Origin of the sequence: Cohnella kolymensis, assembly GCF_000829465.1 — a bacterium.
GTDB classification, from domain to species: Bacteria; Bacillota; Bacilli; order Paenibacillales; family Paenibacillaceae; genus Cohnella; species Cohnella kolymensis.
This window is the reverse complement of sequence record NZ_JXAL01000023.1, coordinates 68547-94480: the sequence shown is the minus strand read 5'-3', so window position 1 is coordinate 94480 and position 25934 is coordinate 68547. Positions and strand designations below refer to the sequence as shown.

The following is a 25934-nucleotide window of genomic DNA, read 5'->3' as shown; positions in this document are numbered from 1 at the left end:
TGAGTTCCGTTAAAAAAACAAAAAGCCTTCCACTCCCTCGAACCGAGGGGGCGGAAGGCTGCTTGCCTTACCCATAAAACTATGCTGAAACTATAACATTAACCTTTGCATTTTTCCAGCAGTCCGCGTTCTTCAAGCACGCTGACCAGTGTGGCGCCCATTTCGGAAGGTGTCGGTGCGACACGGATCCCACAGGATTCGAGCACCGAAATTTTCTCGGCCGCCGTGCCTTTGCCGCCCGAAATGATCGCGCCGGCATGTCCCATCCGCTTGCCTGCAGGAGCCGTGGCCCCGCCGATGAAGCCGACGACAGGTTTCGTCATGTTCGCTTTGATCCACTCTGCCGCTTCTTCTTCAGCCGTACCGCCGATTTCACCGATCATGATAACCGCGTAGGTGTCCTGATCTTCATTAAACAGTTTGAGAATGTCGATGAACTCCGAACCTTTCACAGGGTCGCCGCCGATTCCGACTGCCGACGATTGGCCGATGCCGCGCGTCGTCAGTTGGTGAACCGCTTCATACGTCAAAGTACCGCTGCGGGATACGACGCCCACATGGCCTTTTTTGTGGATATAGCCCGGCATGATGCCGATTTTGCATTCTTCAGGTGTAATGACGCCAGGGCAGTTCGGCCCGATGAGGCGGGTTTTCTTGCCTTCCATGAAGCGCGTTACCTTAACCATATCGAGCACCGGAATGCCTTCAGTGATACAGATAACGAGATCAAGCTCGGCGTCCACCGCTTCCATGATCGCGTCAGCGGCGAAAGGAGGAGCAACGTAAATGACCGAAGCCGTCGCGCCTGTCGCTTTTACCGCTTCCTCAACCGTGTTGAATACCGGCAGGGAAACGTTACTGCCATTTTCCAAAGTGATGTCGACATTCGTGCCGCCTTTGCCCGGCGTAACTCCGCCGACCATCTGCGTACCGTAATCCAGGGCGCCTTTGGCGTGGAAAAGTCCCGTAGCGCCCGTGATGCCTTGGGTGATCACTTGGTGTTTTTATCGATTAAAATGCTCATGATTCTACACTCCCCGGTAGGTTCTCCCTAATCATTTCACGAGCGACACGATTTTTTGCGCGCCGTCGGCCATCGAATCCGCAGCCACAATGTTGAGGCCGGATTTGTTCAAGATTTCTTTACCCAGAGCTACGTTCGTACCTTCCAGACGAACAACCAGAGGACGGTCGAGACCGAGCTCGCGGGCCGCTGCGACAACGCCTTCGGCAATGATGTCGCATTTCATAATGCCGCCGAAGATATTAACGAAAATACCTTTAACGTTAGCATCGGAAAGTATGATTTTGAAAGCTTCCGTAACTTTCTCTTTCGTTGCGCCGCCGCCTACATCGAGGAAGTTGGCCGGCTCGCCGCCGTAGTATTTAATGATGTCCATCGTAGCCATCGCAAGGCCGGCTCCGTTAACCATACAGCCGATGTTGCCGTCGAGGGCGATATAAGACAGATCATATTTCGAAGCTTCTATTTCTTTGGCGTCTTCTTCATCCAGATCGCGAAGCTCTACGATATCTTTGTGGCGGAACAGCGCGTTGGAGTCGAAGTTCAGCTTCGCGTCCAGAGCCATAACATCTCCGCCGCCGGTAACGACAAGCGGATTGATTTCCGCGATGGAGCAATCTTTTTCTTCGAAAGCTTTATAGAGCGCCATCATGAACTTGACCGCTTTGTTGATCTGCTCTGCAGGAATTTGGATGTCGTAAGCGAGCTTGCGCGCTTGGAACACTTGCAGTCCGACAGCGGGATCTACAACCACTTTAATGATTTTTTCAGGGGAATGAGCGGCGACTTCTTCAATGTCCATACCGCCTTCTTCAGATCCCATCATGACGACGCGGCCGGTACCCCGGTCAACGACGACACCGATGTAATATTCTTTTTTGATGTCGCAGCCTTCTTCAATGAGCAGGCGTTTGACTTCTTTGCCTTCAGGTCCCGTCTGGTGAGTGACAAGAACTTTGCCGAGCAGTTCTTCCGCATATTTGGACACATCGTCCAAGCTTTTGGCGATTTTGACGCCGCCCGCTTTTCCGCGTCCTCCGGCATGGATTTGAGCTTTTACAACAGTAACCGGGCTGCCGAGTTCCTTAGCCGCGGCGACCGCTTCAGCCGCCGTAAACGCCACTTTGCCGCGGGGCACGTTGACGCCGTACTGCCTCAAGACTTCCTTGCCTTGATACTCATGAATATTCATGATTGAGCATCCTCCCGTTTTGCACGCAATGTCTCTTTCTACTGATGGCAGCGCAATGCTTTAAAAGCTAGCAGCCGCCATAACATTAAACTAAAATGTAACAAAACCTTTCCTATTGTATCACTATTTGTCCAACCGTTCCTCCCTTTTTCATATATTTTTTAGTTCATTTTGGCAATGATTTGATCTAATTCCGAGATGGAAAATCATATGAATTTAGTATATCATGAACGGCATTAGCATCAAAAACGCATGAGCTCCAGAAAAACAGCTGCCATTGACAAGCTTGAATATCCCGATGTAGACTGTACTCAACTATAGAACGGTTCGGAGAGGAAGCACCTTTCCCGCGCGATTCGACAACGGCGGAGGAAGGTGTTTTTTTATGTATGTCAAAATAATGAGCGCAAGCGTGCTGGGCGTCGAAGGAAGATTTATCGAGGTTGAAGTGGATATTTGTTCCGGGCTTCCCCAAGTAAACGTGGTCGGGCTTCCGGACTCGGCCGTCCGCGAATCCATCGAACGGGTGCGATCCGCCATTCAGAACGGCGGTATGAAGTTTCCGATGGACCGGGTTACGATCAATCTTGCTCCGGCGGATTTGCGCAAGCAGGGCAGCGCATTCGATCTTGCGATCGCGGCGGGGATTCTATGTTCAAGCGGGCAAGTGGAGTCGTCGAGGCTTGAGGATACTCTATTTATCGGCGAATTGTCGTTAAACGGCACCGTTCGCAGCGTGCCCGGCGTACTTCCGATGACCGAGCTGGCCCGCAAAGCGGGAATCAAACGCATTATCGTCCCGCAAGCCGCTGTAGCGGAAGCAAGATTGATTCATGGCATTGAAGTGATCGGAATTACATCGCTCGCAGAGTGGATTGACGGCTTTTCGGAGAAAAACGGTTCGCAGGAACGCGCCGGTTCAGTGGATACGCCAGATTCTACGGGCTGGCCGGCAAGCGCGTTTGAAGGCGAACTCGATCTGGCTGATGTGATCGGACAGACGCAAGGAAAGCGTGCATTGCTCATTGCTGCGGCGGGCATGCATAACCTGCTGTTCGTTGGACCGCCAGGCACCGGCAAAACGATGCTGTGCCGTCGGCTTCCCACGATTATGCCGCCGCTCGATGATGAGGAAGCATTGACCGTCACTAAAATCTTCAGCGTGTGCGGGAAATTGGGCGGTGCCAAATCCGGGCTCATTCGCCGCCGTACCTTCCGCGCTCCGCACCATACGATTTCATCCGCCGGGCTGATCGGCGGCGGGTCTGGCCCGAGCCCCGGTGAAGTGACACTTGCTCACCACGGGATCTTGTTCCTCGATGAGATGCCGGAATTCTCACGCGTTTGTTTGGAGGCGCTGCGCCAGCCGCTTGAGGATCGCGAAGTGACGATCGGCCGCGCCCGCGGTGTTTGCCGGTTTCCGGCCCGCTTTATGCTGGCCGCTTCGATGAACCCCTGTCCGTGCGGCTTTGCCGGAGGCAGTGCTGAAGACAGGCCCTGCACATGTTCACTCTCCGCCATTACCAGGTATAGGGCGCGAATGTCGGGGCCTCTTGCCGACCGCATGGATTTGCAGGTCGAACTGCCTCGGCAGCTGGCTCGTCCCGCATCAGACAGCGGCTTAACCTCCGCACAGGCTCGGGAAAGGGTGAACGAAGCCTCTGCGCGCCAGAAAGCCCGTTACGCCAGGCACGGGCTGAGCTGGAACAGCGAGCTGCAAGGTCCGCTGCTGAAAAAATACACCGCGATGGCTTCCGACGCCGAGATGCTCTTGCAGCAAGTGTATTCGCAGCTTGGTTTGAGTTTCCGAGCGCATGACCGGATCCTCAAGATGTCGCGGACGATCGCCGATCTGGCCGGAAGGGAAAAGATCCGGGCCGAGGATGTGGCGGAAGCGGTCAGCTACCGTTGCTTGGACAAGACTGCGGAAGCGGCGGTGTAACTGAAATCGCCGTGTAGTTTTGTAACTATTTTGCAACGGGAAATTGCAAACGGGCCCCTGTCGGGACCCGTTGCTCTCTATTTTCCTAATAATATACGTGTGTACGGTGAATCGATCGGCATCAAGATGACCGGTTCGTTCTGCAGCGTTGTGACATAACTCTCGAGCGTCCGGTAGAAGCTGTAAAACTCGGGGTCTTTTCCGTATGCTTCATTGTATATTTGCGCCGCTTCCTGCTCGCCTTGCGCGACGATTTTTTTGGCATCCGCCTGCGCCTGAGCAAGCAGTTCGGTTGCCGTGCGATCCGCCTTGGATGTTATTTTACGCGATTCCTCATCGCCTTCGGATAAATATTGGGCGGCTATCGACTGCCGATCCGAGATCATTCGGTTATACACGCTCTGCTTGTTGCCCTCCGGCAAATCGGTGCGTTTAATCCTGACATCGATCACTGCAATGCCGTAATTATCCCTTTTTAATACGGCAGCGACATCTTTCGTAATGTCGTCGTTTATGTTTCCTCGTGCGGTGTTCTCGCTGATGATCGCATCGTAATTGATCTCGGACAGCTTACGGCGAACCGTATTATATACCGCTTCGTCGATCCGTTGAATACCTACTCCGACCGTTTTGGCGGTTTTCAGAAAGTTTTGCGGGTTATCGATACGCCAAACCGTAAAGTTATCGACGATGATCGGTTTTTTTGTCCTTTGTGAGAATTTGGGTTGGATTGCTTTCATAAGTCATCTGATACTTGGGGAGAGTCGACACATTTTCGATAAAAGGAATTTTGAAATATAAGCCGGGCGCTTCCACAACCCTCACCGCTTCTCCGAATTTCAGGACAACCTTGTACTGCCCTTCCTTTACGATGAAAGAAGAAGCGGCTCCGAGTACGATGATCAGGACGAAAGCTGCAACGCCAATAATGAGCCTTTTTTTCATTTCGCCCCGCCTCCTTCCACTGAACCTGCTCCGGATGGTGCAGTTCCACCGCTTCGCAGAAGTTCGTTGATGGGCAAATATTTCACCGTATCGCTGCTGGAGTCTGAAATGAAGATTTTAGCATTAGGCAAGATTTTCTCAAGCGTCTCCATGAGCAGACGGCTTTGTGTGACGCCGGGGTTCTTTTTGTACTCTGCGTAAATGGCATTGAATTGGGCGACGTCACCCTGCGCGTTAAGAATACGTGACTTTTTTAGCCCTTCGGCGTTCTCGATTAAAGCTTGCGCTTCGCCTCGCGCTTTCGGAATACGGTCATTCTGGTACTTGGCCGCATTATTGATTTTGGTGTTCTTCTCCTCACGTGCATTCGTAACCGCGCGGAACGCCTCTTCAACCTGACCGCTCGGCGGCTCGATGTCCTGGAATTTAATGTCGATAATCTGCATGCCCGTCTGGTACTTGCCTTGGAGCTCGAGCAGCTTCTCCCGCACTTTGTCCTGAATTTCCGTCTTTCCGTCCGTGATCGCATAATCCAGCTTCTCTGAACCGATCACTGAACGGATGGACGAGCTGGCGGCATTGCGCAGAAATTGCTCCGGATCGTCGATATTGTATAGATAGTCCCGGATATTGCTGATTTTCCATTGTACGACCGCATCGGCCGATACAATGTTCTCGTCCCCTGTGATCATCATCGCTTCTTCTTCTACCGGAGTGATGTTGCTCCCTTCCTGTCTATAGCCGATGGTGATATGCTGTGTCAGCTCCGCCGGCACTTTAATCACCTGCTGGATCGGGTAAGGCCACTTGAAGTGCAGCCCCGCCGTGCTCTCGCCGGTATATTTACCGAAGGTAAGAATCGCGGCTCTCTCCTGCTCCTGAACCGTGTAAAAAGTGGAATAGCCGATCAGAACGACGATAAACGCACCGATTCCAAAAAGAATTTTTTTGATTAAACCCGGCGGTACTCCGTAAGGTGGTTGCGGTTTTTTCTCCAATTGCACGAGTTCCATTCGTTTGTATGCCTCCCCGCGATCATCAGTTCCATTTTCGCTTACGGGAATGATACGCGCAGCACCGGTGTTTCGTTTCATAATTTTTACCACTTGCCTGTCTATTACAATGAAAAAACCCGTTGTCACGGCAACGGGTTTCAGGAGATATAGGAGCTAAAAAGCACCTGGCAGATGCTTGATTTCCGATATGCCGTCTTGGAGGAATGTAACGGCGATGACGTCGAAACGAACGGACCGCTCAAAACCCGCCTGCTGCCGCAAATAATAGGCTGCCACTTCCCTGACCTGCCGGCATTTGCGGGCATTGACCGCTTCGACCGCGGTTCCGAACCGTGTCGGGTTGGACCGGGAGCGTACTTCAATAAAGACGATGGTTGCGCCGTCATGCGCAATCAGATCGATTTCACCGGAGCGGCAGCGCCAGTTGCGCTCGATAACCGTATATCCCAGGTCAGCCAAATGCCTGGCTGCCGCCTCTTCTCCTGCCCGGCCGACTGCAGCGCGATTGGGTCCCGATTGGGAACGTGAGTTCAACGGCATCGTCTCCTTCAACGTGAGATTTCGCTGCTTTCTGTCCCGCCGAGTCCGGCGCGCCGGTCTGAGCGGTACACGAAGCTGAGTACCTCGGCAACAAGTTGGTACAGCTCCGGAGGAATTTCCTGCTCCAGATCCAATTTGGACAACACCTCTACCAAGGAGGCATCCTCCTGCACCGGTATTCCGTTCTCCTGGGCACGGCGCAATATTTGTTCCGCCATAAGGCCTTGGCCTTTGGCAATAACAACCGGAGCCGCGCGCTGATCGGGTTCATATTTGAGTGCGACTGCCTTTTTGGGCAGGCTTCGTTCCGGGGGGCGGGATCGGCTCATACTCTGAAATCTACCCCTTTATAAGGCTTGGCTGCATAGCCGGCGCCCACAGCCGGATTTGGCTCCTGAGTAGCCGCATGTGTTTCACCGTCGTCCTTCCACTGCGGCAGCGGCGAAACCGAAAGAGAAAGCAGTTGAAATCCGGCCGCGGACATTCCGGCCGCCAGTTCAGGCCGTGCCTGCTCTATTAAATCGCTCATGCCCGGAAAGTCGTTCAGCAGCTTCAAAGATACGATCCGGTCGACAACTTGTACATCGACCACCGTGGCACCCACATGCCGCATACGCAGGTCGAACAATAGACGGCAGTTGTCGATATCCCATTCTCCGCGGCGGTTCCGCCGCGTCTGGACATGGACGGCGGCTGTCGTCTCGCCGTCGGCTCCCTTCATCGGCACGAACAGCGTCATATGGCTGAACGGTGCCGCCGGGTTCCGCTCGGAGGAGAGCAACAGCTGCTGGCCGGTTACTTGGCCGGCCAGCGTCTGGGCTGCCTCTCGCAGAGCGGGAGGCACTTCTTCGTGCGCCGCAAGGGCGAGCAATGCGCCCTTGAGCGTATCCGCGTGCCGCGCCTCTTGCGCAGGCGCCTGGGGGTCATCGCCAGGCGTCAACGCGGGGCCTGGCCCGCCAAGAAGGCCGGCTTCGCCGGGCAGCCGCCCTTCGGCGGGGTGCAGGAGCCGGTGCTCATGCCCGGCTCCGAGCCATTGGAGGAAGCGCCCGATCCACGGCGCTTCCTGCTTCGGGGCAGACGGCTCCACGCCCTCTGCCGCAGATTGAGCGGCGGTGCGGTTCGCTTCCGCCGGCTGCGGTTGATTGCGCGAGGGCTTATCCGCAGCGCCATCCTCTGCGGCCGGCTTCACAGTCAGCCCTGATGCAGGCGGATCCGTTTCAGCCGCCATTACATGACCCGGCACGCTCGGTTGAAACGCCTGAGATTGCGGAGCACCAACAGCTCGTCCCGCTCCTTCGCCTCGAGACTGCACCATATCAATCTCCGTCCTGCCCTGTTCCGCAGCCTTCTGGATGCTCGCAGCATCGTTCAATGGAGCGGCTACTTCTGGAGCAGCGGATTGTCCCGTCAACTGGGCTTGTCCTTGCGCCAGAACCGCAGCGCCTTGCTTGAACAAATTTTGCAGACGCTGTCCGAGTGCGGCGGTATGGTCCGAAACACCGGATTCCCCTAGCCATCGCGTAACTGCAGACTCAAAATCCGCTAAAGCTTGCTGCAGGGGTGGTCCGAACAAAGCCTGCCGCAATGAGGCTAATGTCGTTTCGGTAGGACTGAGTCCCCTGCGAAACGCGACATCAGCCGCTCCCATCCATGTCTGGACATCCGCATTCGCAGGCTTGAGGGCAGCCGCAGAATTGAAAAAAGCCGCCGTTTCCCGTCCGAGTTGATAACCGTCACGTTTTAATCCGCGCATGAGCTCCATCGCCCATTTTTGTTCCGGCAGACCGAATGATTTAAGAACATCCTTCAGCCCATCCTCAGGCATGGCATCCGAGGCATCCGGCAGCGGCTTAAGAGTCACCGCTCCGCCGCTTCCGCCGGGCTGCACCTGCAGCAAAGTACTGCGGCCGAGCGGCAGCTCCGCTTCGAGCTTGGCACGGACTTGCACCCCGTTAATGTTCATGAGCGCCTCATGGTTGTCCAGCATTTCCATAAGTACGCCCCGGACGATCTGACCGATACGGAGCTCCAGCGCACGGCTGCCATCAGCCGGTTGCCCGTCGCCGATCAATGCCCGGAGCATCGGACCGATGTTCATGCTCATGACGCTTCCTCCTCACGAGTAAATCTCTATTCTATGTATCGGCTTTTTCCAAGAGATGCGTTAAAACAGCTGTTGCTGCTGCACAAAAAAATTGCTTAAAAAGCTCTGCCGATGCATAGGAGTAGGCCCGAGTGAAAGCAACGCCTCGCGATGCTCTTTGGTGGAGTAACCTTTGTGGCTCGCAAGCCCATAGCCGGGATATAAAGTGTCCCAGACTTCACGGCACAAACGGTCACGCGTTACCTTTGCGACGATCGATGCGGCTGCGATGGACTGGCTGAGGGCATCCCCTTTTACAATCGCCGTCTGTGGAATGTCTAAATCTATGCTTTCGGCATCGATCAGCAAATGCTCGGGCGCAACCCCCAGCCCCTGGACCGCCAGCTTCATTGCCCGCCTCGATGCTTGCCGTATGTTGATCGTATCTATAACCGAAGCTTCCACTCTCGCGACCGACCATGCGACAGCGGCTTCTATGATTTCATCGTACAGCCGTTCTCTCTTTTTCTCGCTGATCTGTTTGGAATCATCGACTTCTTCCATTACGAGGCCCGCCGGAAGAATGACCGCCGCAGCCACGACATCTCCGAACAGGCAGCCCCGGCCTACCTCATCAATTCCCGCAACCATGTTGAGCCCCTGGCCCCACAGCGCGGTTTCAAATTCCAAACGCTCGATTTCCGCCATACCGGTACCGCCTTTCCGACCTATTCTCCTATTGTCCGACATGGCGCAGCGGTTGCCAAGGATTATTTTAATAAAACAGATGAAAAAATTATTGGAATAGGCAGGTATAAAAAAAGACACTTAGCCGGCTTTACGGCAACGAAAAAAAAGCGTCCGAACCGGACGCTCTTACGTATTGATGCACACAGAATTATAGTTATCATTCTTATTCACTCTGACTATTGTTCGCGGCTTCAGCCACCGAGCTCAAAGTCATCCGGACTCTCCAGCGTGATCCGGCCCAGCTTGCCCGCACGAAGTTCCCGCAACAGAATTCCAGCCGCTTTCTCATAGTCGACGTGACCGCCTCCTGTAAGACAGCCCCGTCTCCGTCCTATATTTTCGAGTACATCGATAGCAGACTGCATGTCCGGCAGCTCCGGAGGCAGCTCCTCCAGGCCGTAACGTTCAGCCAGCACGAAGCCGTAACGACCGACCAGCTCTTGAAGCACAAAGCAGGCGACTTCATCGATGTGAAGCACATCCTCCTTAATAGCTCCCGTTGCAGCGAGGCGGAATCCCGCCTGCGGATCATCGAATTTCGGCCACAAAATTCCGGGAGTATCCAGAAGCTCCAGATCTCCGCCGAACCGAATCCACTGCTGGCCCTTCGTAACCCCCGGCCGGTCGCCGGTCACTGCAATGTTGCGGCCCGCCAGCCGGTTGATCAGTGTAGATTTGCCGACGTTCGGAATCCCGACGATCAGCGCCCGGACCGGACGCGGCTTCATGCCCTTGTCCACCTGCCGTTGGATTTTGTCCCGAAGCAGTTCTCTGGCTTTACCGGAAATTTCTTTCACTCCGGTACCGGCATTGGCGTCGATCGCAAGCGTCTCCTTGCCCAGGGAACGGAAATAACGGCTCCATGCCGCGGTCATCTCGGGGTCCGCGAGATCGGCTTTGTTAAGTAAAATCAAACGAGGCTTCGTTCCGGTGATTTCGTCAACCATCGGATTGCGGCTGGACTGCGGTATGCGCGCGTCGAGGAGCTCGAAAACCACATCGATCAGCTTCAGCTTTTCTTCGATCTGCCGTTTCGCCCGGGTCATATGACCGGGAAACCATTGTATCGTCATTGTGTATCCCCCTCTCCTACCTCGCGAAACGAGAGGGGGATCCCCCGCGTTCAGTCATGGCCGATAAAATGAAAGACGTTCAACGGCCAGAAGACGAGATCCGCCCTCCCGACGACCCGATCCATCGGAATATACCCGATCATGCGGCTGTCTTCGCTGTTCGAGCGATTGTCCCCCATCACGAACAACGTGCCGTCCGGGATTTTTCCGTCCGGGAACCTGTCATTCGGAAAATCGCTCAGTTCATCCTGCTTATTATACAAGTCCCCGGAAGCATGCGCCTTCTCATAAGCTTCCTTCAAATAATTCTCTTCAATCTGCTGCCCGTTTATGTAGACTTTGTCATCCTCAACCTTGACGGTATCCCCGGGGACGCCGATCACGCGTTTGATGAAATCCCGTCCTTCTTCCGGAACATGGAATACGATCACTTCACCGCGCTGGGGCTGCCGGATGTCGTACAATATTTTATTGACGATAATGCGTTCACGGTCGTGAAAATTCGGTCTCATCGAGTCGCCGTCCACAATGAACGGACTGACCAGAAACCACCGGATTACGAAAACAAGCAAGCCGGCAATCGCCAGCGCCTTGATCCATTCGAACAGTTCTCCGCCGGCACGGTTCGATGATTTTCTTGATGCGGCAGGGGCTGACACGCCTCCTTGGGAGGGCTGCTCCGTAACTCCGCCCGCGTCCTGATTACGAATCGCGTTCTCATCGGCACTATGATTTAATCCATGACCGGTTGATTCGTTTGATTTATCATTCCGATGCTGATCCATTCGTAATCACCTCTATTCTTCTGAAAATGCAAAAAGGGAGACTTGAACTCCGCCCAAGCCTCCCTTTGACGCACATTATCGAATTTCTTTGATCCGTGCTGCTTTACCGCGCAGGTTGCGCAGGTAGTACAGTTTCGCGCGGCGAACTTTACCGCGGCGAGCCACTTCGATTTTCTCGATGCGGGGCGAGTTTACCGGGAAGGTACGCTCCACGCCAACACCATAAGAGATTTTACGAACCGTGAATGTTTCGCTGATTCCGCCGCCGCGGCGTTTGATTACTACGCCTTCGAACAGCTGAACGCGTTCACGGGAACCCTCGACGACTTTAACATGCACTTTAAGCGTATCGCCGGGACGGAAATTAGGAACGTCCTTACGCAATTGCTCTTGTGTGATCGCTTGAATAAGATTCATGGGGTCTCCCCTCCTTCCACAACAGACGTTCTTGCCCCGCTCCCCGGATGCTCTCATCCGGCTCATGGCGTGCAGAGGACCGTCCTGATATACACAGACAACATTTGAAATTCTATCACAATCAGAGGCAAAACACAACTGCGAGTTTCTCAGATAGCGCCTGTAAACTCGTACAATGTGCACGTTTTTTTATTCCCTGTCCAGCAGCTTCCTTTTGTCTTCGAGCCATTGCTTCTCTTTCGGCGTCAAATCGGCGTTTTCCAGCAGCTCCGGTCTTCTCACCAGCGTGCGCTCCAACGATTGGAGCCGGCGCCACTTCTCGATTTCCGCATGATGCCCGGACAGCAGCACGTCAGGTACCCGCCAGCCCCGGAAGTCGGCAGGACGGGTGTAGTGCGGATACTCCAGCAGGCCGTCGCTGAAAGAGTCGGTGATCGCGGATTGCTCGTTGCCGAGTACCCCTGGAAGCAGCCTCACCACGGTATCGATCACAACCATAGCGGGCAGCTCTCCCCCCGTGAGCACATAATCGCCTATGGAAAGCTCGTCCGTTACGAGAAACTCCCGGATCCGCTCGTCATAACCTTCATAGTGGCCGCAAATGAAAATGAGATGAGACTCCCCGGACAGCTCGATTGCTTTCTTTTGCGTCAGCGGGGTGCCCTGCGGACACATGAGGATCATACGCGGTTTGGACGCGTCCTCACCCGCTTGCTGCAACAGATGCTCGACAGCGCCGAAAACCGGCTCAGCCTGCAGCACCATACCGCCGCCGCCTCCATAGGGCATATCGTCTACGGTGTTATGCTTATTGCCCGAAAAGTCACGGAAGTTCACCGTGGACAATTCCACAATGCCCTTGTCCCGCGCTTTCCCGAGAATACTGGCATTGAACACGCCCGTGAACATCTCAGGAAACAAAGTCAACACGTCGATGCGCATGTTAAAGCAGCCCTTCCATCAGATGGACGGTTACCTTGCGGGCGGTGAGATCGACATCGAGCACGACATCATCGATGACCGGCAGCAGCAGCTCTTTGCCCTTCGGCATTGTCACAACCCAAATGTCGTTCGCTCCCGGTGTAAGTACATCGGCGATAACTCCGAGCTCTTCGCCTTCTTCAGTGACAACCGAGCATCCGATAATATCGCGGACATAATATTCGTCTTCGGATAGCGGCACCCGTTCGCTGTCGCTCACTTTAAGCTCACAGCCTTTGAGCTTCTCTACCTGGTTAATGTCGTCGAAGCCTTTAAGCTTCACGACGAACATATTTTTCTGCTCGCGCGAGCTGGTCACTTCAACAGTCACAGGGTCGCCGGATTCCGGCGGGAACATGAGCAGCTTGCTGCCGACCTGGAAACGTACCTCCGGAAAATCGGTCTGCGGCCATACCTTCACTTCACCGCGAATGCCGTGCGTATTTACAATTTTACCTACATTGAGCAAGCGTTCTTCCTTCATGGAAGCAGCCCCCTTTTGGGCAATTCTATCTTAAGCCTTCCACCGGCTCTGCCGGCTTAGCCGTCCCGATGAATCGTGAAAAAGGGACCGAACATGCATAAATGCATCAGCGGTCCCTCTGTGAAGCTATTCTGAGACAATATCCACGATGACGCGCTTCCGCTCCTTAACGGCGGCGGAAGAGACTACGGTGCGTACCGCCTTGGCGATACGTCCCTGCTTGCCGATTACTTTGCCGACATCGTCGGGATGAACGGAAAGCTCGTACACCAGGCCTCTCGCGTCTTCCCTGACCTGAATTTGCACGTCTTCCGGATGATCCACCAACGCTCGGGCAATGACCCGAATCAATTGTTCCATGGCTCAGCCCTCCGGTATTAGGACGTCTTACTTCTGGAGCTTGGATTCGTGGAATTTCTTCAAAACGCCTGCAGTGCTGAGAAGATTGCGAACGGTTTCGGACGCTTGCGCGCCGTTTTGCAGCCATTTCAACGCTTTTTCCTCGTCGATCTGCACTTGAGCCGGTTGAGCGACCGGGTTGTACACGCCGATCTCTTCAATGAAGCGGCCGTCGCGCGGAGAACGGGAATCGGAAACAACTACGCGGTAGACTGGGGCTTTGTGAGCACCCATACGTTTCAAACGAATGCGAACTGCCATTTTAACTTTCACCTCCTTGACGAAATAAACGCTGTGTCAATCTTAGAAAGGGAATTTCATATTTTTGCCGCCGAACATGTTTTTGAGAGCTTTCATGCCGCCCTTCGGGCCTTTGCCTTTGGGACCCATCATGCCGGAAAACTGCTTCATCATTTTCTTCATGTCTTCGAACTGCTTGAGCAGCCGGTTGACGTCAGCCACGCTCGTGCCGCTGCCGGCTGCTATTCTCTTACGACGGCTGTAGTTGATAATATCCGGCTTGACCTTCTCCACTTTCGTCATCGACTTGGCGATCGCTTCCGTTCGCGCAATCTGTTTCTCGTCGATTTTGAAATTCGGATTGCCTTTCATCTTGTTCATTCCAGGCATCATATCGAGGAGCTGGTCGAGCGGCCCCATCTTGCGAACCTGCTCCATCTGCTCGATGAAATCGTCAAAAGTAAACTCGGCGTTGCGCATTTTGCGCTCCATCTCCGCCGCTTTGTCCGCATCCATATTCGACTGGGCTTTCTCGATCAAGGAAAGCATATCGCCCATGCCGAGAATCCGCGAAGCCATGCGATCCGGGTGGAAGGCTTCCAACTGGTCGATCTTCTCGCCGACGGATGCGAACTTGATCGGACATCCCGTAACGGCTTTAACCGACAATGCCGCACCGCCTCGGGTGTCGCCGTCGAGCTTCGTCAGCACGACGCCGGTTAAAGCGAGCTGCTCGTGGAAGCTTTGCGCCACGTTAACGGCTTCTTGCCCGGTCATCGCATCGACGACCAGCAGCACCTCATCGGGCTTGACTGCGGCATGAATGTCCTTGATTTCTTTCATCAGATCTTCGTCGATTTGCAAGCGGCCTGCCGTATCGATCAGAACATAATCATTGCCCTGGTCCTTGGCTTGCTGAACGCCTTGCCTGGCAATTTCAACGGGACTTACCTGATCGCCTAATGAGAACACCGGCGCTCCGATCTGACCCCCAAGCACCTGCAGCTGCTTGATCGCCGCGGGACGATAGATGTCACCCGCAACGAGCAGCGGCTTATGATTCTGGGACTGCAGCAGCTTGGCAAGCTTGCCTACGAGCGTCGTCTTGCCGGCGCCTTGCAGACCCGCCATCAGAATAACCCGTCGGGGGCTTGTTCGCTTTCGCGAGCTTCGCTTGCGATCCGCCCATCAGCTCGGTTAATTCCTTGTTAACGATATCGATAATAACCATCGCGGGAGTGAAGCTTTTGGTCACTTCCTGGCCGAGGGCGCGTTCTTTGACCTTGGAGATGAAATCTTTCACGACTTTGAAGTTGACGTCCGCTTCCAGCAAGGCGAGGCGAACCTCGCGCATCGCTTCGTTAACATCATCCTCGGATACTTTGCCTCGGCTTTTGAGCTTGCCGAACACGTTCTGCAGCCGGGTTGTCAAACCTTCGAATGCCATAATCCCATCCCTCCTTTACGAACGATGCTTATCTTCTATATTTACAATTCATCTGCTGATTGTGATTGTTCGGCACCCCGGAGACGATTAACGGTCTCCTGAAGCTTCTCGCGAACCGGCGATTCAAGCAAGGCAATTTGCCGGTCCAATTGCGAAAGTCCGGCTTCCAGAACTTCATGCCGCGCGGCCAAGCCAAGCTTCTGCTCGTAACCTTCCAGCACTTGCTCCGCTCTCTTAAGATGCTCATAGACGGCCTGCCTGCTGATTTCGAATTCAGCCGCAATTTCGCCCAGCGAAAAGTCATCGTGAAAATACCATTTCAGGAATGTCTGCTGTTTCTCGGTGAGCAGCGGTCCGTAAAAATCAAACAGCACATTGATCCGGTTCGTCTTCTCTAATGCGTTCTCCCCGTGCATCAAGCTGCTCCTTTCGTATTCGCGTAAAGGAAAAACACTTTACAGCCTGCTTCCGTTCCTAATGGTACGAAAAAACAAAGAGGATGTCAAGGGAAACCCCTTAACATCCTTATTTTATTTTTCTTCTTCTTCAGCGGCTGCCAGTCCGGCGAATAGAGCATGAACGAACTGGTCGGCATCGAACGGCTGCAGATCGTCCATCTTCTCGCCGAGTCCGATGAATTTCACAGGCAAAGAGAGCTCATTACGGATCGCGATGACGATTCCGCCTTTGGCGGTGCCGTCCAGCTTCGTCAGTACGAGCCCGGTCACACCGCTCTTCTCTCCGAACAGCTTCGCCTGCTGCAGCGCATTCTGGCCGGTCGTCGCATCGAGCGCAAGCAGCGTCTCATGAGGCGCTCCAGGGATCTCGCGTTGGATGACCCGGTGAATTTTGGCCAGCTCCTCCATCAGGTTCGCCTTATTTTGCAGCCGTCCCGCGGTATCGCAAATGAGCACATCGACATTGTGCTTCTTAGCCGCTTGCACCGCATCGAACATCACCGCTGCAGGATCGGAGCCCGCTTCCTGCTTAATGACGTCTACGCCTACACGATTGCCCCATACTTCCAGCTGCTCGATCGCACCGGCACGGAATGTGTCGCCGGCGGCGAGGAGCACCTTTTTCCCCTGCTGCTTAAAGCGCCATGCCAGCTTGCCGATCGTCGTCGTTTTGCCGACGCCGTTGACGCCGACGAACAAGATTACCGTTATTCCGTTCGGATTCTCTTTCAGCCCGGCATCTTCACCGCTGCCCCGCAGCATGTTCACAAGCTTCTCGGACAGGATCGGCCGCAGCTCGGACGGCTGCTCGATTTTACGCTTCTTCACTTCCGTACGCAAATCATCTATGAGTTCCATGACGGTGTTCACGCCGACATCCGCACCGATGAGAATCTCTTCCAGCTCTTCGAAAAACTCCTCATCGATTTTTTTGCGGCGCGTGAACAACTCTTCGACTCTACCGACAAAAGCGTCACGCGTCTTGGCCAGCCCGTCGCGGAACTTGTTCGTTACCGCTTCCGTCTTGGAGGCGATCGACTCTCTCAGTTTCTTAAAAAAGCTCATTGGCCTTATCCTCCAACTCAGATGAACTCTAACTGTATGGTACGTATGTTTCGCAACAGAATTCCTTCTAACCGGAAATTCTCCCTCTAATTTCGCCGGATAAGCCCTATTACGATAATTAGCGGGAAAAACTCCCTATGATATAACGGATTTGAGGTTATCGCTCTCACAATCATTATTTAGATGGAGATTTCCACCTAAAAGAAAAGTTGAGCGCAATATCGCAGAATTAGCAGCAGACTTTCCAGTTATTTTGCGAACATACTACTTCGCGGGCTTGCAGGGCGATGTACTTCTACTTACGCCGTTGCGGTCATAATCTCGTCGCTCTCTTCCAAGCGCACGGAGACCAGCTTCGAGACGCCGCCTTCCTCCATCGTAACTCCGTATAGGACATCGGCCTCTTCCATCGTACCTTTGCGGTGGGTAACGACGATGAACTGCGTTGAATCGGAAAACTCGCGCATGTATTGCGCATACCGGGTCACATTCGCTTCATCCAGTGCCGCTTCCACCTCATCCAATACGCAAAATGGAACAGGTTTGACGTTCAAAATGGCAAACAAAAGCGCGATGGCCGTCAGCGCCCGCTCGCCTCCGGAGAGAAGCTGCAGATTTTGCAGCTTCTTGCCCGGCGGCTGCGCAACGATATCGATACCCGTATCCAGCGGCCGATCCGGCTCGCTCAAGATGAGATCCGCGCGGCCTCCGCCGAACATGCGGGAGAATACGACTACGAAGTGCTTGCGAATGTCCTCGAATGTCGTGCGGAACCGCTTCGACATTTCGTCATCCATTTCACGAATGATGCCGTGAAGCTTGGTCTTGGCCTCAATGAGGTCGTTCTCCTGCTCGGACAGGAATTGGAAGCGTTCGGACACCCGTTTATATTCTTCGATCGCGCCCACATTGACGTCGCCGAGCGAGGAAATCTTTCTTTTCATATCGCGGACCTCGTTCTGAGTGCCGGCTATATCTTCGGGAATCTCGTACCGTTCCTTGGCAAGCTCAAAACCGATTTCATATTCCTCGCTTAACTTGCGAAGCAGGTTGTCGAGCTCAACGTCCAGACGGTTTACCGAAATTTCGGCTTGCCGCAAACCCTCTTCAACGGTTTTCAGCTTTGTCCGCTGTTCCTTGGTTTCGCTTTCCTTAAGCTCAAGGTCGCGAAGCTTCTCGGCACGGTCGGCACGTTTGAACTCGATATTCTCGGTCAGCTGTTTCTTCTGCAATCGCAGCTCATTCAGCCGTTCCTTCTGATCGACCGACTCTTGCGAAGTACGGGAAGCTTCGGTTTCATTCTGCTCCAGACCTTCTTGAAGCTGCTTGCGTTCTGCGGTTAAACGACTCAGATCGGCACGCCGGCGCATCGCCTGCTCGTCCAGCGCCGACCGGTCCTGCTCCAAACGCGCGATCGAGACTTTAAGATCTGTCAGCGCGCCTTGCAGCTGCTCTTTCTCTGATTGGCTGCGGCGGCGAAGCTCCTCCGCTTCGCGGATGCGGTTCTGCATACGCTGCTCGTCTTCCGTCAATGAAGCGAGACGCGCTTCCGCTTCACTGCGGACGGAATCCAGTCCGCCGGCTTCGGCGTCGAACGCCGCCTTTTCCCCGCTTAGAGCGGATTGCTGCTCCTGAAGCTGTCTCTCTTCTTGAATGAGCTGCTGGCGTTCCGCGGCCACTTGCTGCTCATTCATCCGTTCTTTTTCGCCCTGCTCCCGCAGCTGCTCGATATTTTGCGCCGTTTCGGCCAGTTCCTTTTTGAAATCTTCGGCTTCCGCCTTCGCACTATCGCGCATCGCTTCTGCGTTCTTGATTTCACTTTCCAGCTCTTCGAGCTGCCGCTGGCGTCCAAGCAGGCTGGATGATTTCTTCTGCAAGCTTCCGCCCGTCATGGATCCGCCGGCATTCACAATGTCGCCGTCCCTTGTCACTACGCGATAACGGTACTGCAACCGGGAAGCGATCTTATTCGCTTGCTCGAGACTCTCCGAAACGATCACATTGCCGAGCATGCTGCTCACAATATTCTCATATTTCGCGTCCGTCTGCACAAGCTCCGATGCGATACCGATAAAGCCTTCCGCCTGCTGCAACAACCGCCGGTCGCTGTCGCTCATATTCCTCGGCCGGATGACATCCAGAGGCAGGAATGTGGCTCGGCCCGATTGCCGCTGCTTCAAATAAGCGATAGCGGTGCGGGCGTCTTCTCATCCTCCATGACGATATGCTGAAGCGCGCCTCCGAGCGCGGTCTCAACGGCCGTTTCCAAGTGGGCGGGCACACTTACAAGCTCCGCAACTGCGCCGTGTACGCCTTGCAGATTACCCCGTTTGGATGCCTTCAAGACTTCACGCACGCCATGCTGAAAGCCGTCATAGTCATTTTGCAATTCTTTGATCGTATCGCGCCGTGATACAAGCGCCTCGCGTTTCTGCTCGAAACGACGCACAGAAGCTTGCGTTTCCTCCAGCTTGCGCTGAAGCTCCGCAGAGCGGGCGCCTTCCGCCACGTAACGGTCCCTAACTTCCGTGAGCGCGGCGGTTACCGCAGCCAGCCGCTCATCCAATTGGCCGCGCTTGGCCTGCAGCCCTTCCAGTTGCTCGCGCCATTTCGCTTCCTCTTCTCTGATCCGCGTTACACGGCGCTCCAGCACTTCACGCTGCCCCTCGCCGTAACGGATATCGTTACGTGCCTGTGCCATCGCATTCAAAATATCAAAAAGCTCCGCCTTGAGCCGCTCCTCCACTTCCGAGCTGCCGTCGGCCAAAGCCAGCTTGTCTTGTTCCTCGGCAAGCTTCGCCGTTAAATGGGCTAACTCCGTTTCCAGCGCCGCGCGTTTGTCCTTGACGGCCGCTTCTTCCGATGCGGCTTGCTGAATCCGCTCTTCTGCGGATGCCAGCGACTCTGCCAAATTCTCACGATTGCGCTCCAAATGGGTGCGGCGCTCATTGAGCAGCTCCCCGTAACCTTCCGCTTTCTCCGTCTCTTCACTGCAGTGCAGCAGCTCGTCCTGCAGCTTCGCGAGCAATTCCTCAAGCTGAATAAGCGCCTGACGTTCTTCCTCCAGCAAAGCATCATGTTTACTGATGAAGGTGGACAGAGTCAGCTGCTCATCACGAAGAACCGCCAGCCGTTCGTTCGTCTCCGTCCAGGAAGTGTGGACTCCCTCAATCTGATGAACGTACAGCGCGATTTCTTTATTTTTCAAATCTTCTTTTAACGTCTTGTACATCTCCGCCTTGGCGGCTTGCTCTTTCAAAGGCTCGATCTGCCCTTCAAGCTCACTGACGAGGTCATGAATCCTGAGAAGGTTGTTTTCGGTATCTTCAAGCTTCTTCTGCGCTTCTTTTTTTACGGCTTTTATACTTGACGATACCCGAAGCCTCTTCAAAAATACCGCGGCGGTCTTCAGAGCGTGTGCTCAGTATTTCCTCGATCCGGCCTTGTCCGATAATCGAGTAGGCTTCTTTGCCGATCCCCGTATCCATGAACAGCTCGGTAATATCCTTGAGGCGGCACGGCTGTTTGTTGATCAAATACTCGCTGTCCCCGTTCCGGTGCACCCGGCGGGTGACGGTCACCTCGCTGAAATCCAGCGGCAATGCTTTATCCTGATTATCGAGCGTCAAAGAGACCTCACCGATATTAACGGCCTTACGAGAATCGCTTCCTGCGAAAATGATATCCTGCATATTTCCGCCGCGCAAAGATTTAGCGCTTTGTTCGCCCAGCACCCAACGGATTCCGTCTGAGATATTGCTTTTGCCGCTGCCGTTGGGACCAACCACGGCGGTTATACCGCGGACAAACTCCAATTCGGTGCGGTCGGCGAACGACTTAAATCCGGACAGCTCGATTCTTTTCAAAAACATAAGAATGTATTCACCTCTGGAGTTGTTCGGTTAAACCGGATATTGCGAGGCCAGCATGCGCAGCGCTTCGGAAGCCGCCTGCTGCTCCGCTTCTTTCTTGGAGCGGCCGACTCCTTTGCCCAGACGCTGCTTGCCGACGACAACAACAGATACGAATTCCCGGTCGTGAGCTGGCCCTCGTTCTTCCACGATCCGATAGTCGAGGGTGCCCATCGCCAAATGCTGCACTCTCTCCTGAAGCTCCGTCTTGAAATCCTTGAGCGGAGACTCGCCGTCTCCGGGCAGGTGCGGAAACAAATGACCCTCCAAAAAAATACGTACGACATTCAGACCTTGGTCCAAGTACAACGCGCCGACAAAAGCTTCAAAAGCGTCGGCCAACAAAGAGGGCCGCGTGCGGCCTCCCGTTTGCTCCTCCCCTTTGCCGAGCAGCACGACTTGCCCGAATTCGAGCGCCTCGGCAAAACGGACAAGCGACGGTTCACAGACGATGCTTGCGCGCAAGCGTGTCAACTCGCCTTCCGGACGATCCGGATACCGTCTGTATAAATATTCCGATACGGTCAACTGCAGCACCGCATCGCCTAAAAATTCCAGCCGCTCGTTATGGCCGAGCCGCTCTCCCCGCTGCTCGTTCACATAAGACGTATGCGTGAACGCTTGTTTGAGCAAGGCCGTATTGCGGAAAGTAACTTTAGCGCGCGCTTGCAGCTGATCAAAAAAGTCGCTCATTATAACACCCCGGTCAAAAGCCGCGAAAACAGCTAACGCAGGCGGCATAGCGCCGCCTGCGTCGCCGTTCGCGCTCATTAGGCTTCGTATTTACGCATGATGATGGTCGCGTTATGGCCGCCGAATCCAAAGGAATTCGATAAGGCCACCCGCACATCCGCTTCACGCGGCTTGTTCGGTACGTAATCCAAATCCAGCTCCGGATCTTGATTGTCAAGATTCACGGTTGGAGGGATCATCCCGTTCTGCAGAGTTAATCCGACAATAACCGCTTCAACGCCGCCCGCTGCGCCGAGCAAATGTCCGGTCATCGACTTCGTCGAGCTGACGGCGACTTTGTATGCATGATCGCCGAAAGCTTTCTTGATGGCCGTCGTTTCCGATTTGTCGCCGACAGGAGTCGACGTGCCGTGGGCGTTGATGTATTGGATTTCTTCCGGCTCGAGACCGGCATCCTTGATTGCGCGTGTCATACAGCGAGCCGCACCGTCAGGATCCGGTTCCGTCATATGGAATGCATCGCCGCTCATCCCATAGCCGATCACCTCGGCATAAATCCGGGCTCCGCGCTGCAAAGCATGATCAAGCGATTCGAGAATCATAACGCCGGCGCCTTCTCCCATGACGAATCCGTCACGGTCGATATCGAACGGCCTGCTTGCTTTTTCCGGCTCCTCATTACGGGTGCTCATCGCTCTCATTGCGCAGAAGCCCGCCATGCCGATCGGCCGGATCGTCGCTTCAGCGCCTCCGCAAATCATAACGTCGGCATCCCCGCGCTGAATCATTTTGAAAGAATCACCGATGGAATGAGTGCCGGTAGCGCAAGCGGACACGGCTGTCGTATTCGGGCCTTTCGCTCCGGTAACCATCGACACCTGGCCGCTGGCCATGTTCGCGATCATCATCGGAATAAAGAAAGGACTCACACGGCGCGGGCCTTTTTCCATCAACACGGTGTGCTGTTCTTCCCAGGTGCCCAGACCGCCGATACCGGAGCCCACGATGACGCCCACCCGCTCGGGGTCCGCATTGTCCCCGATGATCAGACCTGCGTCTTGCACGGCTTGTTTGCTGGCGGCGACGCCGAACTGGACGAAGCGGTCCATCTTGCGGGAATCTTTCTTGTCTATGCCGAATGCTTCGGGATTAAAACCCTTGATCTCGGCAGCAATTTTAGTTGTATATTCGGATGTATCGAAGGCTTCGATTGAGCTGATACCGGATTTGCCGTTCAATAAATTATTCCAGAACTCGGGCAAATCTGAACCGAGGGACGTGACGACCCCCATCCCGGTCACTACTACACGATGCTTCAAAACAGATTCACCTCTTCAGGGTAACAGACGCATGAATGTGGCGAAGTCCCGTCACAATAACGGGACCCGCTTGATCATTACGCATGAGATTGTATGTATTTCACGACTTCTCCCACCGTTGTGATCTTCTCTGCATCCTCGTCTGAAATCTCCAAGTCGAATTCGTCTTCGAGTTCCATTACGAGTTCTACCACGTCGAGAGAGTCAGCGCCTAAGTCGTCTTTGAAGGATGCTTCGGCGGTTACTTCCGCCTCTTCTACCCCCAGGCGTTCGATAACGATGCGTTTAACGCGATCATAAACATCGGACATCCGGTTCACCTCCCTTAAATGATTATACGTGAATCATGGACAAAAAGCCATAGAGCCATCACACAGGAACTGTGTGAATCCGTGCACACGATTTAGCCGCGCTATGCGTGGCGTTCGAGTGCACGCCCGGCTTACATATACATGCCGCCGTCGACGTGAATCGTCTGGCCGGTCATATAAGCCGAAGCATCTGAGGCAAGATAGACGACGGCCGCCGCGATGTCCTCGGGACGGCCCATCCGGCCCAGCGGAATTTCCGCGAGCAGCTTCTCCCGATACTCGGCAGGAAGCTTGTCGGTCATGTCGGATTCGATGAAGCCCGGCGCCACGGCATTGACTGTAATTCCGCGCGAAGCCAATTCCTTGGCGGCGGATTTGGTCAAACCGATCACCCCTGCTTTCGAGGCCACATAGTTTGCCTGGCCGGCGTTACCGATGGTGCCTACGACGGACGAAATGTTGATGATACGACCGGAGCGCTGCTTCATCATCGAGCGGGTTACGGCCTTCAATCCGTTAAATACGCCTTTGAGATTCGTTTCGATCACTTCGTCAAACTCTTGTTCTTTCATTCGCATGATTAGGTTGTCTCTGGTTATACCGGCGTTATTCACTAGGATATCCAGTTTTCCGAACGCTTCCAGCGTCTTCGCCGCCATATCCTCGAATTCCGCGGCTTTCCCTACGTTCGCCTTGACCATGATCGCCCTGCGCCCGAGAGCCTCAACCGCCTTTACGGTTTCTGCCGCTGCGGCTTCGCTGCCTGAATAGTTCACCGCAACGTCCGCGCCGGCTTCAGCCAGCGCAATGGCAATGGCTCGCCCGATTCCGCGGGACGCGCCGGTCACGAGCGCGCTTTTGCCGCTTAAATCCCACATTGGCATGTTCTCCACAACCTCTCGTCCATTGTCGCTTTTTCAGCGTCATTGTGCAACTGCTTCATTCGCTGCAGCCGCGCTGTTGACCGATATCACTTGAACGGACTTGTCAATCTTCTTAATCAAGCCTGCCAATACGGTACCGGAACCGATCTCCACGAAAGTATCGACCCCTTCGGAAATGAGGTAACGTATCGTGTCCTCCCATAAGACAGGAGACACCACTTGCTGTACGAGCAGTGTGCGAAGCTCGGCGCCGAAAGTTACCGGCCTGGCATGCACGTTGGCAATGACCGGCACCGAAGCGTTATGGAACGTGACACGTTCCAGTTCGCGGGCAAGCGCTTCGGCAGCAGGCTGCATGAGCGAAGAGTGGAAGGGTCCGCTTACTTCCAGCGGAATAACCCGTTTGGCTCCAGCCTCTTTGCCCCGCTCTGCGATTGAGGCAACGCCTTGCGCCGATCCGGAAACGACGATTTGGCCGGGGCAATTGATATTGGCCAGTTCGACAAGCCCGGAAGATGCCGATATCTCGCTGCAAAGCGTTTGAAGAGGCTCCCTTTCGGCACCGAGTACCGCCGCCATTGCGCCTTGCCCTCCGGGAACGGCCTTCTCCATGAATTGTCCGCGCGCGCGGACAAGCCGGATCGCATCCTCGAACGAAAGCACGCCCGCACATACCAGAGAGCTATACTCGCCGAGTGAATGGCCGGCTGCGAAATCCGGCTTCACTCCGAGAGGCTTGTAGGCTTCCAGCAAGGCGATGCTTGTTGCGAGCAGCGCCGGCTGGGTGTTCGCCGTTTGGCGCAGCTCTTCATCCGGCCCATCGAATGCAAGCTTGGAAATCGGGAAACCGAGCGCCTCATCCGCTCGATCGAATACGGCGCGGGCTGCAGGAATGGTCTCGTAAGCATCGCGCCCCATACCTACTGCTTGCGCGCCTTGGCCGGGAAATACGAATGCGATTTTGCCCATCTTCACGTTCATCCTTTCCCTACAAGATCAATACGGAAGCTCCCCAGGTCAAACCGCCGCCGAAACCGACGAGCACGAGACAATCGCCTTCCTTCACCCGGCCCTCTTCGACCGCTTCCGCGAGCGCAAGAGGAATCGATGCGGCCGACACATTGCCGTAACGGTCCAGATTGATCATTGCTTTGTCCTGCGACAAATGCAGTCTTTCAAGTGCGGATTGAATGATGCGAATATTCGCTTGATGCGGAATAAGCATATCGATGTCTTCCGTGCCCAGCCCTGCCTTGGACAGAGCTACCTCCGCGGAGTTGCCCATGACGCGGACGGCGAACTTGAATACGTCGCGTCCGTTCATCTCGAGAAAATGACGGCGATCGGCCACAGTTTGTTCCGAAGAAGGCAACCTGGAGCCGCCGCCTGGAATACGCAGCAGTTCGCCGCCGGACCCGTCGGCGCCGAGCTCGAAAGACTTGAACCCGCGGCCTTCCGGCACTTCGCCGAGCACGACAGCGCCTGCGCCGTCACCGAAGAGGATGCAAGTGTTGCGGTCGGTGTAATCCGTGATCCGCGACAGGCATTCAGCTCCTACGACAAGCACTTTCTGATACATGCCCATCTTGATAAACCCGGTTGCATTCGCGAGACCGTATATAAACCCGGAGCAAGCGGCGGACAGATCGAATGCCGCGGCTTTCTTTGCGCCGAGCCTTTCCTGCAGCAGACACGCAGTGGAAGGAAAGAACATGTCCGGAGTTACGGTCGCCACAATAATAAGGTCCAGCTGGTCAGCCGTAATGCCCGCTCTTTGCAATGCGCGCACAGATGCCTCATACGCCAAATCCGAAGTGGCTTCATGTTCGGCGGCGATCCTTCTTTCCCTTATACCGGTTCGCGATACGATCCACTCATCGTTCGTATCAACCATTTGTTCCAAATCCTGATTCGTTAAGCAGCGTTCGGGCACGTATTTACCCGTACCAAGAATGCCGACTGAAATTTCACTCAT

At 54.6% G+C, this 25934-nt stretch carries 24 protein-coding genes and 3 pseudogenes; 1 reads left to right on the top strand and 26 read right to left on the bottom strand.

Annotation, left to right across the window (positions count from 1 at the left end; genetic code table 11):
• Positions 1-98: 98 nt before the first annotated feature.
• Together sucD and sucC are read right to left on the bottom strand one after the other, a co-directional pair.
• Positions 99-1024, bottom strand: a pseudogene (sucD, locus tag SD71_RS14685) (succinate--CoA ligase subunit alpha).
• Positions 1025-1055: 31 nt separating this feature from the next.
• A complete protein-coding gene (sucC, locus tag SD71_RS14680; RefSeq protein WP_041064624.1) occupies positions 1056-2216 on the bottom strand; it encodes an ADP-forming succinate--CoA ligase subunit beta in 1161 nt (386 codons plus the stop codon).
• Between the two features lie 385 nt (positions 2217-2601).
• Between sucC and SD71_RS14675 the strand changes: the two genes are divergently transcribed.
• On the top strand, positions 2602-4158 hold the full coding sequence (locus SD71_RS14675; protein ID WP_041064622.1) for a YifB family Mg chelatase-like AAA ATPase: 1557 nt from the start codon (positions 2602-2604) through the stop codon (positions 4156-4158).
• Positions 4159-4235: 77 nt separating this feature from the next.
• Here the strand turns inward: SD71_RS14675 and hflC are convergent, their stop codons facing one another.
• The 24 genes and pseudogenes from hflC to SD71_RS14560 form a co-directional block, all read right to left on the bottom strand.
• Positions 4236-4898 carry a protease modulator HflC gene (gene hflC / locus SD71_RS14670; protein WP_268747753.1) on the bottom strand — a complete coding sequence of 221 codons (663 nt, stop codon included), beginning with the start codon at positions 4896-4898 and terminating at the stop codon, positions 4236-4238.
• Positions 4840-5103, bottom strand: a complete 264-nt coding sequence (locus SD71_RS25635; protein ID WP_268747752.1) for an SPFH domain-containing protein — start codon at positions 5101-5103, stop codon at positions 4840-4842. The genes hflC and SD71_RS25635 overlap by 59 nt, the downstream gene beginning before the upstream one ends.
• Positions 5100-6116 carry an FtsH protease activity modulator HflK gene (gene hflK / locus SD71_RS14665; protein ID WP_082034269.1) on the bottom strand — a complete coding sequence of 339 codons (1017 nt, stop codon included), beginning with the start codon at positions 6114-6116 and terminating at the stop codon, positions 5100-5102. Before hflK ends, SD71_RS25635 begins: the two co-directional genes overlap by 4 nt.
• 156 nt (positions 6117-6272) lie before the next feature.
• Positions 6273-6659 (bottom strand): YraN family protein, encoded by a 387-nt coding sequence (locus tag SD71_RS14660; RefSeq protein WP_041064619.1) that lies wholly within the window; start codon positions 6657-6659, stop codon positions 6273-6275.
• 8 nt (positions 6660-6667) lie between these two features.
• Positions 6668-6988 (bottom strand): EscU/YscU/HrcU family type III secretion system export apparatus switch protein, encoded by a 321-nt coding sequence (locus SD71_RS14655; RefSeq protein ID WP_041064616.1) that lies wholly within the window; start codon positions 6986-6988, stop codon positions 6668-6670.
• Positions 6985-8763, bottom strand: coding sequence for a hypothetical protein (locus SD71_RS14650; RefSeq protein WP_041064613.1), 1779 nt, complete (start codon positions 8761-8763; stop codon positions 6985-6987). Before SD71_RS14650 ends, SD71_RS14655 begins: the two co-directional genes overlap by 4 nt.
• Before the next feature lie 60 nt (positions 8764-8823).
• Positions 8824-9450, bottom strand: a complete 627-nt coding sequence (locus SD71_RS14645; protein ID WP_041064609.1) for a ribonuclease HII — start codon at positions 9448-9450, stop codon at positions 8824-8826.
• A 233-nt stretch (positions 9451-9683) separates the two neighbouring features.
• Positions 9684-10565, bottom strand: coding sequence for a ribosome biogenesis GTPase YlqF (gene ylqF, locus SD71_RS14640; protein WP_041064607.1), 882 nt, complete (start codon positions 10563-10565; stop codon positions 9684-9686).
• A 50-nt stretch (positions 10566-10615) separates the two neighbouring features.
• Entirely contained in the window at positions 10616-11350 is a 735-nt protein-coding gene (lepB, locus tag SD71_RS14635) for a signal peptidase I (RefSeq protein WP_082034265.1), read from the bottom strand.
• Positions 11351-11425: 75 nt separating this feature from the next.
• On the bottom strand, positions 11426-11767 hold the full coding sequence (rplS, locus tag SD71_RS14630; RefSeq protein ID WP_041064604.1) for a 50S ribosomal protein L19: 342 nt from the start codon (positions 11765-11767) through the stop codon (positions 11426-11428).
• 189 nt (positions 11768-11956) lie between these two features.
• Positions 11957-12709, bottom strand: a complete 753-nt coding sequence (gene trmD, locus SD71_RS14625) for a tRNA (guanosine(37)-N1)-methyltransferase TrmD (protein ID WP_041064601.1) — start codon at positions 12707-12709, stop codon at positions 11957-11959.
• A gap of 1 nt (position 12710) precedes the next feature.
• A complete protein-coding gene (gene rimM / locus SD71_RS14620; RefSeq protein WP_041064598.1) occupies positions 12711-13232 on the bottom strand; it encodes a ribosome maturation factor RimM in 522 nt (173 codons plus the stop codon).
• A gap of 126 nt (positions 13233-13358) precedes the next feature.
• Positions 13359-13592, bottom strand: coding sequence for a KH domain-containing protein (locus SD71_RS14615; protein WP_041064596.1), 234 nt, complete (start codon positions 13590-13592; stop codon positions 13359-13361).
• Between the two features lie 27 nt (positions 13593-13619).
• Positions 13620-13892, bottom strand: a complete 273-nt coding sequence (rpsP, locus tag SD71_RS14610) for a 30S ribosomal protein S16 (RefSeq protein ID WP_041064593.1) — start codon at positions 13890-13892, stop codon at positions 13620-13622.
• Between the two features lie 42 nt (positions 13893-13934).
• A pseudogene (gene ffh, locus SD71_RS14605) lies at positions 13935-15318 on the bottom strand (signal recognition particle protein).
• Positions 15319-15359: 41 nt separating this feature from the next.
• Positions 15360-15734, bottom strand: coding sequence for a YlxM family DNA-binding protein (gene ylxM, locus SD71_RS14600; protein ID WP_041064590.1), 375 nt, complete (start codon positions 15732-15734; stop codon positions 15360-15362).
• Between the two features lie 114 nt (positions 15735-15848).
• Positions 15849-16841, bottom strand: coding sequence for a signal recognition particle-docking protein FtsY (gene ftsY, locus SD71_RS14595; protein ID WP_041064588.1), 993 nt, complete (start codon positions 16839-16841; stop codon positions 15849-15851).
• Between the two features lie 299 nt (positions 16842-17140).
• A pseudogene (smc, locus tag SD71_RS14590) lies at positions 17141-20713 on the bottom strand (chromosome segregation protein SMC).
• Positions 20714-20743: 30 nt separating this feature from the next.
• Complete coding sequence (gene rnc / locus SD71_RS14585; RefSeq protein WP_041064793.1) at positions 20744-21445, bottom strand: ribonuclease III; 702 nt, start codon at positions 21443-21445, stop codon at positions 20744-20746.
• Between the two features lie 77 nt (positions 21446-21522).
• Positions 21523-22764 carry a beta-ketoacyl-ACP synthase II gene (fabF, locus tag SD71_RS14580; protein ID WP_041064586.1) on the bottom strand — a complete coding sequence of 414 codons (1242 nt, stop codon included), beginning with the start codon at positions 22762-22764 and terminating at the stop codon, positions 21523-21525.
• Positions 22765-22841: 77 nt separating this feature from the next.
• Positions 22842-23075, bottom strand: coding sequence for an acyl carrier protein (gene acpP, locus SD71_RS14575; RefSeq protein ID WP_041064584.1), 234 nt, complete (start codon positions 23073-23075; stop codon positions 22842-22844).
• 131 nt (positions 23076-23206) lie between these two features.
• Positions 23207-23953, bottom strand: a complete 747-nt coding sequence (fabG, locus tag SD71_RS14570; protein WP_041064582.1) for a 3-oxoacyl-[acyl-carrier-protein] reductase — start codon at positions 23951-23953, stop codon at positions 23207-23209.
• Between the two features lie 45 nt (positions 23954-23998).
• A complete protein-coding gene (fabD, locus tag SD71_RS14565; protein ID WP_041064581.1) occupies positions 23999-24928 on the bottom strand; it encodes an ACP S-malonyltransferase in 930 nt (309 codons plus the stop codon).
• A gap of 19 nt (positions 24929-24947) precedes the next feature.
• Entirely contained in the window at positions 24948-25934 is a 987-nt protein-coding gene (locus tag SD71_RS14560; protein ID WP_041064578.1) for a beta-ketoacyl-ACP synthase III, read from the bottom strand.